Source organism: Granulicella sp. S190 (assembly GCF_009766095.1).
Taxonomy (GTDB): Bacteria; Acidobacteriota; Terriglobia; order Terriglobales; family Acidobacteriaceae; genus Edaphobacter.
Window position 1 is genome coordinate 33,437 of sequence record NZ_LMUD01000012.1, and the last position, 16,667, is coordinate 50,103.

Consider the following 16,667-nt stretch of genomic DNA (forward strand, 5'->3'; position numbering starts at 1 on the left):
CCATCACCACAGAGTCGCCGCGACGCACGCAGATCACGGTTGTGGAGCGAATTCGCCTGCCGTCGCCCAGATCCAGTGGATGAGCAAGGTGAGACGAAGCATGAGAGACAGTTTTAACGAGAGCGGAGGGCTTGACGCTGGGAGAAGAAGGCGGCTTCATGGGCAATCTCCAGTATATCGCGCATTCAGGAGCGCCTTCATCAATTCAGGAGGAGCTTCCATAACCTGAAAGTTGTGTACTCCCGCAGCACCTCCACCCTCCCAACTCCCTCGCCATGGTCTATGCTTTTGGGCAGAGACCGTGTTTTCGCTGATTCCAACTCACCTGCACCTCGCCCTGCGCTCGCCGAGGGTTCTCATCGCAGTCGGAGCCACCACTGCGGCAGCCATCGGTGTTGCCAGTTACGTCCTTACCCGCCGCAAGCCCTCAGCCGAAGAGGTAGAGCGTGAACGTCGCGAGATGCTCGCCCGCGTCGGCCGCATCACCGACGGCACCATCATGGACACCATGATTGCCGAAGTCCGCAGCCCGGCATTAGATCTCCTGGACGAGACCGATCAGATTCGTACCGGTCCAGTCACGCCCGAGATGATCGTCTATAACTACCGCATCGCCGGCGTCACGTACGAGTGCGCGCAGGATGTCACTATGCTCCCTGAGTTGGTGCACGGCGTTCGCACAGACCTTCCCATTCAGGTGCGTTACGCCCCGCAAAACCCGGCCAACAGCATCGTCGTGGCCGAGACGTGGAGCGGACTGCGCCTGGGTACCCGACCGCAAATTCCTTATCCTGATCAGGAAGAGGAAGATCTAGGCAAACCGTTCTAATCGACTGAGCTCGCCACATCCGGGTAACCGTATCGAATGTCCGTGCCTATATTCGATATCCATTCATTGAACCTAATCGCTGCACAGACTACACTTATAGCAATGCACATGGTCGCCAGCCCGAATCGCAAGATGCAGCGGGTCTTGCAGCTCTCCATGGTGCTTACCTTGGCGTACGTCGGTGCCACCTTCTACTTTGGTCTGCGTGCCCACTCCCTCGCGCTCATCTCCGAGGCAGGGCATAACGTCAGCGACCTTCTGGCCATCGTGCTCTCCTTCGTAGCCGTTTACTTTCAGGCGCGTCCGGCTACCGATCAGAAGACCTTCGGTTATCAGCGCGCAGGTGTGCTGGCAGCCTTCGTCAACGCCGCCACCCTCATCATCCTCTCCATCTGGATCGGCTTTGCCGCCATCCATCGGTTCAGTATGCCCGTGGCGGTCCAGCCCAGGCTCATGATGGTCGTCGCCGCCGCTGGTGTGTTGATGAACGGCACCATTGCCACGCTCTTGTGGAAGTTCTCCGGCGACGTCAATATCCGCAGCGTCTTCCTGCACATGTTGGGTGATACCCTCTCCACCGCAGCCGTTATCGCAGGTGGCGCAGCCATCTACTTCACCGGCATGGCGTGGATCGACCCCGTTCTCTCTCTTCTTATTGCCGGCATGATCCTCTGGAGCTCCGCCGGCATCCTCCGCGAGACGCTGAACATCCTTCTCGAAGGCACTCCCCGCAATCTACAGCTCGGCGAGATCCGTCAGGTCATGGCCTCGATAGAAGGCGTCGTCAACGTCCACGATCTCCACGTCTGGAGCCTTGGTTCGCAGTCTCACGCGCTCGCCAGTCACGTTACGATCGCCGAGATGCCGATGTCCGAGTGCGGCAATATCCTGACCGGCATCAAACGCGCGTTGCACGACCGCTTCCACATCACCCACACCACCATCCAGTTCGAGACCATCGGCTGTGAGACTACTCACGGCTGTGCCGCTCCTCCCGAGTTGGAGGCTGTCGGCACCCACGGCCACAGCCACTAGCCACGAGCAACTGGACATACCCTTATTCAGGCGAATTCTTTGCACGAACAAGCAGATAGAGCACCGTCACGGCCTTCCGTCGGTCGCAGTTATCGTATCGCTGCCCTGCTCATAGTCGCGCGACTGGTGGCTAAGCTACCTCTAAGCCAATAAGCCAAAGATTCGCGACGAAACCAAAACAGAGAGGCACGGGATCATCGTCCCGTGCCTCTCTTTGGAAACCAGGCAATGCCGCTAATTAGAGAAGAGTTGCGTCCAGCGTAATTGTCGCTGCCTTCAGCACCTTCGACACCGGGCATCCAACCTCGGCGTTATGCGCCAGTTCGTCGAACTTTGCCTTATCGATACCCGGAACCTTGGCCTTGGTGGTCAGGTGAATCTTCGTAATCGTTGGCGCGCCATGCACGTCGAGCGTAAGCACGGCGGTGGTCTCGATCGACTCCGGAGTAAAACCCGCCTCGGTAAACTGGCCGCTTAGCGCCATCGTGTAGCAGCCCGCGTGCGCCGCTGCAATCAGCTCTTCAGGATTGGTCCCCACGCCATCGGCAAACCGCGCCTTGAAGCTGTATTGCGTGTCCTTCAACGTGCCGCTCTGGGTGGAGATGGTGCCGGTGCCGTCCATGATCTTGCCATGCCATACTGCGCTTGCGCTGCGATCCATCGGTGTTCTCCTTATTGTTCTTCAACTGTTATCTATCCACAGTACCTTCTTCGATGCTCCGCCCGAACCAAAGGACGTTGAAAATCCGCTCCTGCGATAGCATTTCGAGATGCCGCGAACTCCAGCTTCTCTAGCTGCAGCCGATCCAGCCCCACCCGCCTGCACCATCGCCACCGAGCATCACTCCCGCTTCTGCCCCACCTGCTCCTCCCGTCTGGAAGACAGCCGCTGCAAGCTGGTCTGCCGAATCTGCGGCTACTTTCTTAGCTGCGCCGACTTCTACTGAGGCCCGCAACCATCGTCATGCTCCTTCTCACGTTGCGAAATCTTACTTCGAGCCCAGGCTGGCCTTCCGCGCCGCCTCGAACTCATCGTTCGGCTTCCATTGGATCAGCGATGGCGCCGTCAGTGCCTGCCACCCCAGCTCCATGCCGAAGCGGTCGAGCTTCGCGTTCCCGCTGAAGTCCCAATCCTCATGGAAGTTGTCGCTGAAGTTGTGATAATCATGCGCGGTGAAGTCTTCATGCTGCTTGCGTCCCCAACCAGCGTCATGTCCCTCGTAAAGAACTCCCGTCTCAACCGAGAACGCCGGAATCCCCACCCGCGACAGACTGAAGTGATCCGACCGGTAGTAGCTCCCCGCTGAAGGCTTCGGGTCCGGCACAATCGCCAGCTTGAACCTCTTCGCCGTCTCTTCCACCGTCGGATAAAACGTAGTCCTCTGCGCGCCGTTCACATTCGTCTCCAGCGGCACGCCAATCGGCAGAATCATGTCGTAATTAATATCCAGCGCAATCTGCCCCGCAGGAATCGGCGGATGCTGCCCCAGATACTCCGACCCCAGCAGCCCCTGCTCCTCCGCCGTCACCGAAGCAAAGATGATCGAGTGCGGCAGCTTCACGTCCGACATCGCCCAAGCTCGCGCCATCTCCAGCAGCATCCCGCAGCCCGTGCCATTATCCGCCGCGCCGTTATAGATATTGTCGCCCGCCATCCCCGGAACAAACCCGAGATGATCGTAGTGAGCCGTGTACATCACCGCCTGATCTTTTCCCGACGCATTCGCCCCAGGCAAAATCCCCACCACATTCGGAGACTGGAAAGGCCGCACCGTGCTCTCGATGTGGGCCTTCAACTTCACAGGTAACTCCACCGCCTTAAATCCGCGCTTCCCCGCCGCAATAATCTCTGCGTCCGCATCCAGCCCACTCGAGGCGAAGATCTTCTTCGCTACATCCAGCTGAATCCAACTCGCCGCCTCTAGCTGCGGATTCTTATCATCCCGCAGATAGGTCTTCTCACTCGTATTCGAGTTCTTCACCACATCCCAGCCGTAGCTCGCCAGGTCCGTGCGATGGATAATCAGCGCGCCCACCGCGCCTCTCCGCGCTGCCTCTTCAAACTTGTACGTCCACCGCCCGTAGTAGGTCAGTGCATCGCCACCAAAGAACTTAGGATCGGTTGAAGGCGGATCCCCCACGATGCACAGAATCACCTTCCCCTTCACGTCCACACCCGCATAGTCATCCCACTGAAACTCCGGTGCAACCGCGCCATACCCGACAAACACAATCGGCGCATCGATATCGACACTCGGCGTCAGCGTGCGATTGCTCACCGTGTAGTCGTCCGCATACTTCAGGTCGATCGAGTAAAGATCAATCGAATTCCCCGCAGGCTTCTTCGGAATCAGAGACATCGTCGTCTTCTCAGGAATCGCCTTCATCCCAACGAAGTTGATCTGCTGAAGATAGGTGCCGTTATCCCCGCCCGGCTTCAGCCCATATAGCGCAAACTGGGTCGCCATGTACTTTGCGGCAATCTCGCTTCCGCGCAGCCCAGGTCCTCGGCCCTCGAGCAGGTCGTCCGACAGAAAGCGTACTTGCGCGCGAATCTTCTCGCCGTCAATCGACGCCTCCGCAGCCTTAATAGCTGGCGGAATCGACTGCGCCATCACGGTGGCAGAAAGAGAGAGAACAGCGAGTGCCATGGCGATGGCCGGACGAAGATTGTTCAAGGTCGTACTCCTAGGGTAAGCCTTCACGAATACGTCCAGTCTAATCATCATCATCGAGCCCGTCATCCTGAGCGAAGTTGCTCGCGGCACTTTGCGAGCAACTTCGCCGAAGGACCCCTGTCTTTGCCCTCTGCACCCGGCCGCACAAGATGGCCCAGCTCCTACTTTGATATGTTTATTCGCATGGTAATAAAGCGTATCTCTGCGGTTCTTGCGATTCTATTGATGATCTCTTCCGCAGGCGCAGAGGACAAGGCGCTCGCCCCGACCCCGCCCATGGGCTGGAACAGCTGGGATGCCTACGGCCTCACCGTGAACGAATCCCAGTTTCGCGCGAACATGGTCGTCCTCGCCGCACAACTCAAGGAGTTCGGCTGGCAGTATGTCGTTGTCGATGAGGGCTGGTACCTGCAGAACCCCGAAAACGCCTCCATGCCACAGGCTCTTCGCTACACCATCAACCTGCGCGGCCAGTACGAGCCTGCGCCTAACCGGTTTCCCTCCTCCGCCAGCGGTGGCGGCTTCAAACCAATCAGCGACGCAGTGCATGACGATGGACTCAAATTCGGGCTCCACATCATTCGCGGTATTCCCAAGAAGACCGTCTTCGCAAACTCGCACATCGGCACCACCAGGTACCGCGCCAGCGCAGCCGCAGACACCACCGACGTCTGCTCCTGGAACCCTGATAACTTCGGCGTCAAGGCCAACTTCGCCGGCCAGGCCTGGTACGACGCCCTCATCAAGCAATACGCGTCGTGGGGGGTCGACTATCTCAAAGTCGACTGCATCGCCAACCCCTACAAAAGCGCGGAAATCCGCATGATCCATAAGGCCATCGAGCGCTCAGGCCGCCCCATTGTGCTCAGCCTCTCCCCCGGCCCAACCTCGCTCGAGCACGCCACCGAGGTCGCAAAGAACGCGCAGCTCTGGCGCATCTCCAACGATGTCTGGGACCACTGGGAGAAGGATCCGCAGAAGGAGTGGTCGCAGAGCGTGAAGGGACAGTTCCCTGTTCTCGCGGATTGGGCTGAACACGTGCGGCCCGGCAGTTGGCCCGACGCCGACATGCTCCCCATCGGCCAGCTCCGGCCAAACCCCGGCGACGGCAAACCACGCGCTTCAAAGCTCACCGAAGACGAGCAGAGAACAATGATCTCTCTCTGGGCTGTCTCACGATCTCCGCTCTTCATCGGAGGAAATCTCACCCAGATGGACGACGCACTCAAGTCGTTGCTCACCAACCCGGCCATTCTTGAGATGGATCAGTCCTCGACCAACAGTAACCAGAACAACGCACAGGCAGACCTCGTCACCTGGACATCGCAGTCCGTCAAAGGCGACAAACGCTACCTCGCGGTCTTCAACCTCAGCGACGCGCCCATGCATATCGACAAAACCCTGGCCGAGTTCGGCTACATCGATCGCGCCCAGTACAAGGTCCGTGACCTGTGGCAGAGAAGAGAGCTGGGCCTGCTAAACTCCTTCCAGGTCGATCTCCCCCCTCACGGCTCCGTAGTCTACTGCCTCCACGACTAGAAGCCGCAATTGTCTTTGTTCGCCGTTGCAGTTGCCTGTTATTTTGTTGTCATCCCGTAGGGATCTGCGGTTGTCTTTGCAGTTGGTTGTCTTATCCGCTGCTCCAGCCCAGTTGCGGGTCCAATGAGCAACGGATCGAAGATCCACGCCATTCTCATGGCGACATCAGGCACACTCCCGCATACGAAAACAAGTTTGCGTCGCGCCCAGCTTCGCCTTACCATCGCCCTTAGTGGACTTTTTCAAAAACAAGCCGAAGGTTGATCTTAACCGCTCCGAAAAATCAGCAGAAGCCGAGCGCCTCGTCTCCGCCGGCAAAGCCGACGACGATGATGCCTTTGAGCTCAAGCTGCGCCCAACCCGCCTCGCCGAGTTCATCGGACAGGAAAAGGCCAAGGAACAGCTCGCCATCGCCCTAGAAGCAGCAAAATCGCGAGGCGAAGCCCTCGATCACGTCCTCCTCTTCGGCCCTCCCGGTCTTGGCAAAACCACGCTGGCCACCATCATCGCGAATGAGCTCGAAGTCGGCTACCAGCAGACCTCCGGCCCCGCCCTTCAGATACAAGGCGACCTCACGGCCATCCTCACCAACCTGCGCGAGAGGCAGGTTCTCTTCCTCGACGAGATCCACAGGCTGCAGCCTGTGCTTGAGGAAAAGCTGTATACAGCGCTCGAGGACTATAAGCTCGACATCATCATCGGCCAGGGGCCGGCAGCGCGTACGCATGTGATGGAGATTCGCCCCTTCACCTTCGTCGCTGCCACCACACGCCCGGGGCTCCTCTCCTCGCCGCTGCGCAGCCGCTTCGGCATCCTCCTTCGGCTGGAGTTCTACACCGACGACGAACTCCGCTTTGTCGTAGAGCGCAGTGCCGAGGTCATCGGCGTTCCCATCGACCGCGACGGCGCAGCCGAGATTGCCATGCGCTCCCGCGGCACACCACGCATCGCCAACCGCCTCCTGCGCCGCGTCCGCGACTATGCCCAGGTACGCGCCAAAGGCGTCATCGACCGGCCCACGGCACAGGCAGCCCTCTCACTCCTCGAAGTCGATGCCCACGGCTTCGACGAGCTCGACCGCCGTCTTCTCCGGACCATCATCGAGAAGTACGATGGTGGTCCGGTCGGTCTCAACACCCTCGCCGCTGCGTTGGCGGAAGAGCAGGACGCACTCGAAGAGGTCTATGAGCCCTTCCTCATCCAGATCGGCTTCCTCGACCGCACCCCGCGTGGCCGCGTAGCCACGCGTCTGGCCTATGAGCATCTAGGCATAGAGATGCCCCGCAAACTAAGCCTCTTTTAGACCCGGCCAACGGCCGGACCGAGGCATTTCCATCCACCAAAACCGATAGAAAAGTCACGAAGTGACCGCCGCCCGCGTAGGGCGCCCGTCCGGCAGGACAGCTCTTTCAGGTACTCAAAAATAAAGTTGAAAAACGTGGCGTATTTTTCGTCGCGAAATTTGTGGTGTTTCCAGCCACACATTCACCACGATCTACACCACGTTTCACCAGCCAAAACACCACGTTACGCAACCACAATTTCGCAAAAACCCCTGCAAAACACCACAACCACCACGCCAGAAAAAAATCCGGCGTGGTGGCCAGGATTTCTACTGACGCAAGGCGGCGGGAACGAAGTCAGTGCTCAGCATCTTCGGTGGCCCGGTGAGGTAGTAGGTTGGAATCTTCGGGAACTGCTCCTCGACAAGAATCAGGGTGCGGAAGTCGAAGCTCTGCACCTCGGCGCGCGACTCCATGTGGTTGCGGGTGATGGCTCCGCAGAGTGCCGTAACGAAGGTCTGCGGATCATAGGTGTGGTTGGTCTTAGGTTCGGTGTGCTCCGGCAGAGGCGGGGGCGGTTGCCCGGCGGCGTCTTCGGGGAAGGGCGTGATCTTGGTTTCGAGGTTGAAGCGGACGGTGCGGGCGTTGGCGGCGCGGGCAGCTGCATCCGGGTGCGATTTACCCGCACCGGAGCTGTAGTAGTCGGCGTAGAAGCGGGTGAAGCGGAAGAGCTGCTCCGCGTAGGTGGGGACGTAAGGACTGATCAAGTGCTCCTGCTTCGCAAAGGCGACAGCGACGGGGGATAGCGCGAGGTCGTTCTGCTGGTCGTCGAACTTCGCATTGCCGTAGGACGGACCCTGATGGAGCTTGTCGCAGATGAAGGTGCTTTGTGCCTCGGCGAGCGAGATGTCGCGGGTGTAGATGCGCCCTTCCCGGGTGTAGGGCTTGCCGTCGGCGCGGCGGCAGGACTCAGGGTTGAGGAACTGGTCGTGCCAGATGAGAGAGACATGGTCGGTGGTGACGCCGGTGTCGGTTTCGAGGGTGGTGGCGAGGTGATCGAGGCCTGACTCGAAGGATGGCAGAGTGTTTTCGGGGCGCAGACCGCGTCCTCCGCGATGAGCCGACACGTCGAAGGTCTTGAAGTAGGCGGCGGCTTCGGGGTGGGCGGCTTTCTGCTCGGCGACGACCTGTTGGAGGATGTTTGGGTAGTCGGAGATGATGCCGTCGACGCGGAGGTCGATTAGGGCGCGCATCTTTGCGGGGTCGTTCGTGGTCCAGGGAACGACCTTGAAGCCTGCCTTCTGGAGCTCGGCGACGTTGACGGGAGGATTAGCGCCGAGGAGGGTGGCATCGACAGGAGAGAGCACTGGAGTCTGCGCGTTGTGAGCCTTGGCGTGCTTATCGGCGGCGGTCATGAGTCCGAGGAAGGGATTTGGCATAGGGGCCTGCTGGGCGGAGAGGGTGGCGGCGGTGAGGAGGACGGCAGTGAGGAGTTGCGTTCGGAAGGAGGGTAGCATGGCGTTTCATGATAGCGGAACGGGGTTGATCCGGTGTGAATCGTTGAGGAGGTATTCGATATCCTAAACGTAGAATTCTTTCGCTGCGCTGCGGAGTGACGAGGCTGCGGCTCCTCGGATGAAGATACCTCTGGTCGGGGAGATGGCTACCTTCCCATCCATCGCAGAGTGCGCGATGGATGGGCACCCGATGATAGGCGGGGTATCGGAGAGAAGCAGATTCCTTCGCTGTGCTGCGGAATGACAACAAACCATGATGGAATGACCACGAACCGTGCACGGAATGACTACGAACCGCCTGTGAATGACAACGTATGTGGCGAGAAGAAGAGGACGCTTATGACACGACCGAGCATGCAGTCGATTTCACCGTTCTTCATCGTCAGCAATGTCGATCAAACCATCGCGTTCTATTGCGATAGACTTGGTTTTGAGACGAGATTCAAAGAGCCGGATCGAAATCCTTTTTTCGCTATTCTCGGGCGCGACGCAGCGCAACTCTTCGTCAAATCCGAAGATGGCGTGCTGCCGATGCCGAATGCCAAGCGGCATCCTTCGATGAGGTGGGACGCTTATGTCTATGCACCAAACCCCGATGCACTGGCCAGTGAATTTACCAATAAGGGCGTAGCATTCAGCGCACCGCTTAGAGATACACACGACGGCCTGCGCGGCTTCGAGGTTGGCGATCCTGACGGCTACGTTTTGTTCTTCGGGCGACCAAGAGAGTAGGACCTTCGCCTCGGTGGTGTCTCGGTTTGCGTACTGCTTCCCAAAAGCTTTACCGAGCTAAGACCTTGCGGAGTGCACTCAGTCGGCTGGACCGGCGAAGAGGATGTGATTTCCGTCTAGATCGAGGATGACGAAGGTTCTGGCACCCCATGGCTCCTTTTTGAGCGGCTGATGGAAACGCACCCCTTCCGACTGGCAGGCGAGAAATAGCTGCTTGATCTCCTCTACAGTGGCGACGGTGATGGCAGCGGAGAGCAGATGTTCGCGCTCGCGGATGTCACCAGCGAAGACAGGTTCGCCGACCTGCCGCAGTGCAAGCCGTGCCGTGTCGCGACTAACCTGTCCATAAAATGGCGGATCGCCATAGAGGAAGTCGACGACGAAGCCAAGTTTCGCGGTGAAGAAATCAGACGAGGCTTTGACGTCGGCAACGAATAGCTGTGCGGCGATGGAGGTGAGGATGGGACGCGGCGGGGCGTTCCTGGTTTCGTCGGTCATGGTGCAAGGTTAAACGCAGATCCCCTTCGGGGATGACAACAAAGACGCAACGGCAGAGAAGGAAGGAGATCGCAAAGTCACTGGCAAGGTTCGACCGGTCAGTTCGACGAGAACCGGCCCATGGACTGCGAAGCCTTTGCCTTGCGACGGTTATGTATCGCGAAGCTCAGGGATTGCGAAGGAGTGCCGAAAGATTTCCTTTGTGGGTAGCTAGTTTTGCTTCTGCGGTGGGGCGGTCGAGGGAGAGTTTTTGCATGACGATGGCTGTCTTGATGCTGCCGGACTTTTGCAGGAGACTGGCGGCAGTGGATTGATCTATGGGATCTTCTGGTCCGATGGCGGCCATGATGATGCGCTGGGCGCGGTCTACCAGCTTGGCGTTGGTGGGTTGCATGTTGACCATGAGGTTGCCGTAGACGGCGCCGGTCTTGATCATGACGCCGGTTGAGATCATGTTGAGGACGAGCTTGGTGGCGGTACCGGCCTTCATGCGGGTGCTCCCGGTGAGAACTTCGGGGCCGGTGAGCGGGGCGATGGAGATCTCTGCTGCTGCCGCGATGGGAGAGTTGGGCACGCAGGTGAGAGCGATGGTGAGGGCTCCGAGTTTGCGAGCGTGGGCGAGTGCGCCGAGGACGTAGGGGGTGCGTCCGCTGGCGGCTATGCCGATGAGGGCGTCTTGCTGGCGGAGATCTGCGGCTGCGAGGTCGGCTGCGCCTTGTTCGGGGGAGTCTTCGGATTGCTCGCTGGATCTGCGGAGGGCGCTGTCGCCACCTGCGATAAGGGCATGAAACAGGGCGGGCGGAACGGAGAAGGTGGGTGGGCACTCGCTGGCGTCGAGGACGCCGAGACGGCCGCTGGTGCCTGCTCCGGTGTAGAAGAGGCGTCCGCCTTCGTTGAAGCGATTTGCTATGGCGTCAACGGCTGTGGCGATCTGCGGAAGGACTGCGGCTACTGCGGCGGCAACCTTGGCGTCCTCCTGGTTGATGAGACGGAGCATATCCAGAGTGGGGAGCTCATCGATGTGCTCGGAGCGTGGGTTGCGGGCTTCGGTGAGGAGTGTGGCCAGGTTCGAGTTGGTTTCCATGCTTGAGCGGTTCACTTTCTTATGTGCAAGTATGCCTTACCGCGTGCAGGGGGAGTGGCTGCAGGTCGCGATGACTGCTGATTTTGAGGGTTGCCGGGCGTAGAATTTGTGCCGGACCGCGTTTTACGCCGGGCAGCGAAGGGGGGAGTTATGCGCAGGCACGTGTTGGTGGTGGTTGCTGTGAGCTTTCTAGCGGCAGCGTTTGTGGGTGCGAAGAACAAGCCGGAGAAGACCGTGCCGACGTACATTCTTCGTGCGAAGACGGTGGCGATTGTGATCGACCCGACGGCTGGAATCGATCTTGAGGATCCCAGGGCTAACCAAGTGGCGCAGAAGGATGTTGAGACGGCGCTGTTGAACTGGGGAAGATTTCTGCCGGTGATCAGCACGCAGGGTGCGGATCTGGTGATCGTGATTCGCAAAGGCCATAAGCAGGTGGTGGATACGACGATCAGCGATCCGCGGCAGAATAACCGCGCAGGAGTGATCGACCCGACGGCAAATGGAATGTCGGTTGGGGCACAACACGGCAGGCAGTCAAACGGGGCGGGGGCGGGAGTGCCCGATGCGAGCAGTGGTGAGCCGGCGCATCCGCAGACTGAGATTGGGACCGTGGAGGACTCGTTCAGGGTTTATGACGGAGACAGCGACCATCCGCTCGAAGCTTCGGCGGGATGGAGTTATGTCGCGAAGGATGGGCTTCGTTCGCATAACGTTCCGGCGGTGGAGGAGTTCAGGAAGGCGCTGGCGGTTGCGGATAAGGCTGCTGCGGCGAAGAATCCGTAGCGGCTTGGAGATGAGCCAGCGATGACTGGTCCGAGGCGAGAATCCTGAGATAGGATTAGCTCAATCTGCCTATGAATTTAGCAAAGGCCGCTTGTGCTTAATGAATTTGCGTCGGATCACGCCGAACGCTCCGACAAGTCCTGTGCCGAGGAGCGTAAAGGTGGACGGTTCTGGCACGGTCGACGTAGCAATTAACTCAGCGGATCCGGTAGGACTGATGGAGTCGAATGACACCATGCCACCGCTAGTATCAAAAGTATCAGGGCAGGTTTGATGTTCAATATTCGGGATGCAATCGCTTCCCAGCGGAGCAGTATCGATGCTTCCTGCCACAGGGCCGGTCGAAGGAGTTTGCTCAAAGGTAGGCCCGAGGGTGAGTGGCCCCCCGTAATCCAGATAGAGCTCATTGTTCACATCAGCGATAGCAAGACCGCCGTCGCCATCGATGTTGTATCCCACGATATAGTTGCTGGTTCCGGCAAAGGTACCTATACCCTGGATGCTGACTGTGGTGACGAGGCCAGCACTGCTGTCGTATTCGAAGTCGCCGGTGCCGTTGTAATAGCCCGGCTGATTTGCCAGATCATCAAGCGGTAGAGTGGCTGAGAGCGTGACGAGCTTGTCTGTGAAGGATTGCGACCCGATCATTCCGGTGGCGACATCCGAGATGACGAACGTGAGGCTATCGGCGTGAGCCGTAGGAATCGCAGCGGAGAAGAGCACGCTAAAGGCAAGTAGACGCAGAGTTCCGGACATGGGAAACCTCTTAGGAGACACGCCAGCAGTCTCTCCTGCTTCCAGAAATTAATCAAGGATGAAAATTTCAGCAGGAAAGCAAGAGGCTTTGCGACTCCGCGCCAGAACTCTACACCGGGTTACAAATCATAAGCATTGGCCTGGATCGTGGGCGGGCAGCAGAAAGTGAGCCGGAAGCAGTAAAAGTAAGCCGGAAGCCGTAAAATAGAGGATACGCAAAACGTAAAGGACGATTGAGGCAGATGGCGATGGGAACGCAAGAGGTATTGGCTGGACAGGTAGAAGCGGCGGCAAAGGCGGCCGGCTTGGAAGTGGTCTCGAGCACGATTGGGCAGGATTTTTCGGGGAACCCGACGACTCGGTTCATGCTGGCACTGACGGCGGATCACTCGAAGACACAAGTGCTGGAGCTAAGCGACAAGTTCGATTTCAGCCGTGCGGATATGCTGGCCGAGGTTGGGGTTTATCTAGGCGAGACGGCGAAGCGGCTGAGGAATCCGAACCAGGACTACTACCTGACGCTGCATGGGCTTCCCCTTAGTTTTGAGAAGTTTACCTGGCCGTTCCATGAGTCGACCTCGGGTGCGGATACGTTCCTGGTGCATGGCGAGGTTCATCTGCAGGATGGAGAGGGAAGCCCGCTGCATGCGAAGGTGTCGGCGTCGATGACGGTGACGTTTGCAGAGATCGTGAAAGCTCCGGAGCAACCGTTTTCGGAAGGGTTTATCTACAACGCGGTGCGGAAGACGATGGACCAGGGGCAGTTGGAGCTGGTGAAGAGCGGCAACCGTCAGCCGGTTCCGGTGACGACGCGGTTTTATAGCCCGTGGAAGAAACGGTTCAACTTCAACGACACCACGGAAGGACAGCGGCAGGAGTACCTGGCGGCGAAAGTGTTCTGGTTGTCGGGCGTGCTTGGCGGAGGAAAGCCGGTGTGGCTGCTGGATCCCCGGGATGCGCAGTATCTGAACTCGACGGTGGAGGAGCTGAAGAAGACGGTGGCGGCGCTGGCGGGTGAGGGGATCATCCACCTGGCGGCGGACACGGAGTACGCGACTGCTACGGAAGCGCTGATGGGCCATCGTGCGCAGTATGCAGCGGAACTGGCTCATGCGCTGGCGTTCATCAAGCCCACGTTCAACGAAGATATGCGCGGCGGCCATACGAATATGTAGTGTTTGCAGGGGTTAGCGGACTACGAGTGTGCAATTTGCCAGCAATTAACACGATATGATAGTGTCCCTTTGGCCTTGAGGTGCATCTATTGACCTGTAAGGAAAGAGGAAACACGATGAAGCTAATTCGAATTGCAACACCACTGATGGCAGTGGCACTGATGAGCGGTGCAACATTTTTCGCACACGCCCAAGAGAACCAGGCACCAACGACCGAGAGCCGGAGCTGGAATACGCCTCCTCCAGGTACGGAGCAGGCGCAGTCGGCCTACCGCGACGGAGTGGAAGCGGCACAGCTGGATATGACGGCAAAGCGGAAGATCGACGCGAAGTCGTCTCACCTGTATGTCCACCCACCGGTAAAGGGAGCGGCTCGCGATGAGTACCGCTCGGGCTTTACGGCTGGATATGAAGCTGCGGTGAAGCACACATCCGGCGTGTAACGCTGGGATGCTCTGGCGAGATTTGCTGGAGGTCGAGAAGAAAGAAAAGGGCTCCTTGAGGGAGCCCTTTTCGTTTGTGTGGTGAGCTTGGGGAGTGTTTAGATCGTGGTCTGGGTGCTGGGCTGGGTGGGAGCGATGGCAGCCCCACAGTGCACGCAGAAGACAGCCGCAGGGTCGATGGCGCTGTTACAGGATGGGCAGTGCGTGGCTGCCGTGACAGATGCGCCAGGGTGGCCTGAGTGGGCCAGAATGAGACCGGAGATGTAGATCGCCTGGGCGGTGTTGTACTCGCGAACGCGGCCTGGCATAAAGAAGCACTCGATCACACCCAGGATGGCAGTGATGCCGGTCCAGAAGAAGATCAGATAGAGGATGCCGGCGGTGTTTCGGCGGAGGTAGAAGTGGTGGACTCCGAAGCAGCCGAGGAAGAGTGCGAGAAGGAGGCCGACCATTTCGTCCTTGCGTGCGCGTTCGTATTCGGCGTAGAACCAGCCGCGCTGCTGATCGGTCATGTTGGAGGTGTAGAGAGGGTCGGTGATCTGCATGATTTTGCTCCTCTTGCTGAAGCGCTCGGACAAAGATACGCGGCTGGGTGAGCGATGGTTCCGATATGCGACCGATTGAGTGCTTATTTTATGAGCGGGTACGACTTGGATGGTCGTAATTTACACGCGATGTGATGCGGCGTAAAGTTGCGACAAATCACAGTGCGCGAGACAACGGAGCGCTGCGATCGAGAGTCAGACTTAGAGAAAGCAGGAGGTTGTTATGCAGGCAGTTCATAGCGGACAGTGCGGACTTTGTAACCATTTCGGCGAGCATCATGCGAAGAGTTCGGTGTTGGTCACGATTCTTAGCAGCAAAAAAGCTGACGCGGACCTGTTGGATGAGTGCGGCCATCCGAAGCATGCCGCACTGCACTTGAAGGTCTCCCCAATTAGCGGATGCGATGGGTTTGTGCCGGCGGCCTAGGCTTAGAGATACCCAAGCTTTAGAGACAAAAGACAAACGCGGCGCGGCTGAGTCTGTTGGGGCTTAGCCGCGCAGTCTTGTTTTAACGGTTCGCTATCGGCGATTCATGCCGAGCAGACTCAGGAAGAAGCTTCCGAAGATCGCCTCTACGCCAAGCATGAAGCAGGTTGCGGATGGCAGGGTGAGACGGAGCATGCGCTGCGGTGATAGGTCTCCGAAATCGGCACCGTGCCAGATATGGATAGCGTAGCCCAAGATTCCGAGGCCGACCAGGAGAAGTGCTCCTCCGAATAAGAGCCCAACCTCAAGATTGATGTATCGGAAGATCCGCTCGAACTTGGGATTGGGCGGAAGGAAGCCTTCCTGCGTCCCGAAGACGCGGGCGCTGACTGCGAAGACGGAGATGTGGGCTCCGATGAGGACCAGACCGAGGGCGTAGGTGAGCGTGTCGACATCGAAGGTCCAACGGCCTACGGTTTGAGGACCAGGAATGAGCCATAGCGACAGCAGGATGCCGACGAAGAAGGTAACGACGCCTGGAATCAGAAAGAGCCAGCGGGGGCTGAAGAGAAGAAGGAAGCGAAGGTGACGCCAGCCGTCGCGCCAGGAGCGAAGGTGCGGGGCGCGGCTGCGTCCATCGGGCGAGAGGGTGGTGGGAACCTCGGTCATGCGGAGGCCAGCCAGAGAGGATTTAACGACCATCTCCGAGGCGAACTCCATGCCGGTAGTGCGGAGCTGGAGGGCGAGGATGGGGTCGCGGCGGAAGGCGCGCAGTCCGCAGTGGAAGTCGCGGACGGGGATGCGGAAAAAGATACGGCCAATGGAGGAGAGAACAGGATTGCCGAGATAGCGATGGAGCGGAGGCATGGCTCCTGGTTCTATGGTGCCCGAGAAGCGGTTGCCCATAACGAGGTCGTAGCCTTCGTCGAGTTTTGGGAGGAAGCGGGGCAGGTGTTCGAAGTGGTAGCTGGCGTCGGCGTCGGCCATGAGGATGTACTTGCCGCGGGCGGCTTCGATACCTGCGATGAGAGCGGCGCCGTAGCCGCGAGTGGGCACATTGACGACGCGGGCGCCTTCATCAGTTGCGATTTTTTGAGAGCCATCGGTGCTGCCGTTGTCGGCGACAACGACTTCTCCGGCAACATTGTTGTCGCGGAGAGCGGTGACCGCCTGACGAACGCAGAAGGCTAATGTCTCTGCTTCGTTAAGGCATGGCATGAGAATGGTTACGGTCAGATCGCTCATTGTTTGCATGCTACCAAAGTGGTGCGTGAAGACTTGCAGGGTCAGGGTCAGGGTCAGGGTCAGGGTCAGGGTCAGGGTCAGGGTCAGGGTCAGGG

Annotated in this window: 18 protein-coding genes; 9 read left to right on the forward strand and 9 right to left on the reverse strand. The window is 58.8% G+C overall.

Annotated elements, in window-relative coordinates; genetic code table 11:
- The first annotated feature begins 301 nt into the window (after positions 1-301).
- On the forward strand, positions 302-829 hold the full coding sequence (locus tag GSQ94_RS06245) for a hypothetical protein (RefSeq protein WP_158942606.1): 528 nt from the start codon (positions 302-304) through the stop codon (positions 827-829).
- A gap of 102 nt (positions 830-931) precedes the next feature.
- Complete coding sequence (locus GSQ94_RS06250; RefSeq protein WP_158942706.1) at positions 932-1,864, forward strand: cation diffusion facilitator family transporter; 933 nt, start codon at positions 932-934, stop codon at positions 1,862-1,864.
- Between the two features lie 238 nt (positions 1,865-2,102).
- On the opposite strand, the gene GSQ94_RS06255 is transcribed toward GSQ94_RS06250, so the two are convergent.
- From GSQ94_RS06255 to GSQ94_RS06265, 3 genes are all read right to left on the reverse strand, one after another.
- Positions 2,103-2,525, reverse strand: coding sequence for an OsmC family protein (locus GSQ94_RS06255; protein ID WP_158942608.1), 423 nt, complete (start codon positions 2,523-2,525; stop codon positions 2,103-2,105).
- Positions 2,526-2,655: 130 nt separating this feature from the next.
- Positions 2,656-2,820 (reverse strand): putative RiPP precursor, encoded by a 165-nt coding sequence (locus GSQ94_RS06260; protein ID WP_158942610.1) that lies wholly within the window; start codon positions 2,818-2,820, stop codon positions 2,656-2,658.
- A gap of 33 nt (positions 2,821-2,853) precedes the next feature.
- The gene (locus GSQ94_RS06265) at positions 2,854-4,515 is read right to left on the reverse strand and encodes a M28 family peptidase (RefSeq protein WP_158942708.1); all 1,662 of its coding nucleotides are present in this window, start codon (positions 4,513-4,515) and stop codon (positions 2,854-2,856) included.
- 210 nt (positions 4,516-4,725) lie between these two features.
- On the opposite strand from GSQ94_RS06265, the gene GSQ94_RS06270 reads away from it, so the two are divergent.
- Both GSQ94_RS06270 and ruvB read left to right on the forward strand, forming a co-directional pair.
- Entirely contained in the window at positions 4,726-6,081 is a 1,356-nt protein-coding gene (locus GSQ94_RS06270) for a glycoside hydrolase family 27 protein (protein ID WP_254063691.1), read from the forward strand.
- A gap of 232 nt (positions 6,082-6,313) precedes the next feature.
- Positions 6,314-7,384 carry a Holliday junction branch migration DNA helicase RuvB gene (gene ruvB, locus GSQ94_RS06275; RefSeq protein ID WP_158942612.1) on the forward strand — a complete coding sequence of 357 codons (1,071 nt, stop codon included), beginning with the start codon at positions 6,314-6,316 and terminating at the stop codon, positions 7,382-7,384.
- Between the two features lie 309 nt (positions 7,385-7,693).
- Here the strand turns inward: ruvB and GSQ94_RS06280 are convergent, their stop codons facing one another.
- Positions 7,694-8,881 (reverse strand): glycerophosphodiester phosphodiesterase family protein, encoded by a 1,188-nt coding sequence (locus GSQ94_RS06280; protein ID WP_158942614.1) that lies wholly within the window; start codon positions 8,879-8,881, stop codon positions 7,694-7,696.
- Between the two features lie 339 nt (positions 8,882-9,220).
- On the opposite strand from GSQ94_RS06280, the gene GSQ94_RS06285 reads away from it, so the two are divergent.
- Entirely contained in the window at positions 9,221-9,613 is a 393-nt protein-coding gene (locus GSQ94_RS06285) for a VOC family protein (protein ID WP_158942616.1), read from the forward strand.
- 78 nt (positions 9,614-9,691) lie between these two features.
- Here GSQ94_RS06285 and GSQ94_RS06290 read toward each other — a convergent pair whose 3' ends face one another.
- Both GSQ94_RS06290 and murQ read right to left on the reverse strand, forming a co-directional pair.
- Positions 9,692-10,111 (reverse strand): VOC family protein, encoded by a 420-nt coding sequence (locus tag GSQ94_RS06290; RefSeq protein WP_158942618.1) that lies wholly within the window; start codon positions 10,109-10,111, stop codon positions 9,692-9,694.
- A 166-nt stretch (positions 10,112-10,277) separates the two neighbouring features.
- On the reverse strand, positions 10,278-11,195 hold the full coding sequence (gene murQ / locus GSQ94_RS06295) for an N-acetylmuramic acid 6-phosphate etherase (protein WP_158942620.1): 918 nt from the start codon (positions 11,193-11,195) through the stop codon (positions 10,278-10,280).
- A gap of 150 nt (positions 11,196-11,345) precedes the next feature.
- Between murQ and GSQ94_RS06300 the strand changes: the two genes are divergently transcribed.
- The gene (locus GSQ94_RS06300; protein ID WP_158942622.1) at positions 11,346-11,981 is read left to right on the forward strand and encodes a hypothetical protein; all 636 of its coding nucleotides are present in this window, start codon (positions 11,346-11,348) and stop codon (positions 11,979-11,981) included.
- A gap of 69 nt (positions 11,982-12,050) precedes the next feature.
- On the opposite strand, the gene GSQ94_RS06305 is transcribed toward GSQ94_RS06300, so the two are convergent.
- The gene (locus GSQ94_RS06305; protein ID WP_254063692.1) at positions 12,051-12,737 is read right to left on the reverse strand and encodes a PEP-CTERM sorting domain-containing protein; all 687 of its coding nucleotides are present in this window, start codon (positions 12,735-12,737) and stop codon (positions 12,051-12,053) included.
- Between the two features lie 248 nt (positions 12,738-12,985).
- Here GSQ94_RS06305 and GSQ94_RS06310 point away from each other — a divergent pair, with 248 nt between their 5' ends.
- Both GSQ94_RS06310 and GSQ94_RS06315 read left to right on the forward strand, forming a co-directional pair.
- Positions 12,986-13,912 (forward strand): hypothetical protein, encoded by a 927-nt coding sequence (locus GSQ94_RS06310; RefSeq protein WP_371417457.1) that lies wholly within the window; start codon positions 12,986-12,988, stop codon positions 13,910-13,912.
- Positions 13,913-14,028: 116 nt separating this feature from the next.
- A complete protein-coding gene (locus GSQ94_RS06315) occupies positions 14,029-14,355 on the forward strand; it encodes a hypothetical protein (protein WP_158942626.1) in 327 nt (108 codons plus the stop codon).
- 98 nt (positions 14,356-14,453) lie between these two features.
- Here GSQ94_RS06315 and GSQ94_RS06320 read toward each other — a convergent pair whose 3' ends face one another.
- Positions 14,454-14,900 carry an NINE protein gene (locus tag GSQ94_RS06320; protein WP_254063693.1) on the reverse strand — a complete coding sequence of 149 codons (447 nt, stop codon included), beginning with the start codon at positions 14,898-14,900 and terminating at the stop codon, positions 14,454-14,456.
- A 223-nt stretch (positions 14,901-15,123) separates the two neighbouring features.
- Here GSQ94_RS06320 and GSQ94_RS06325 point away from each other — a divergent pair, with 223 nt between their 5' ends.
- On the forward strand, positions 15,124-15,327 hold the full coding sequence (locus GSQ94_RS06325) for a hypothetical protein (RefSeq protein WP_158942628.1): 204 nt from the start codon (positions 15,124-15,126) through the stop codon (positions 15,325-15,327).
- A 93-nt stretch (positions 15,328-15,420) separates the two neighbouring features.
- Here the strand turns inward: GSQ94_RS06325 and GSQ94_RS06330 are convergent, their stop codons facing one another.
- A complete protein-coding gene (locus tag GSQ94_RS06330; RefSeq protein WP_216843021.1) occupies positions 15,421-16,572 on the reverse strand; it encodes a glycosyltransferase family 2 protein in 1,152 nt (383 codons plus the stop codon).
- Positions 16,573-16,667: the final 95 nt, after the last annotated feature.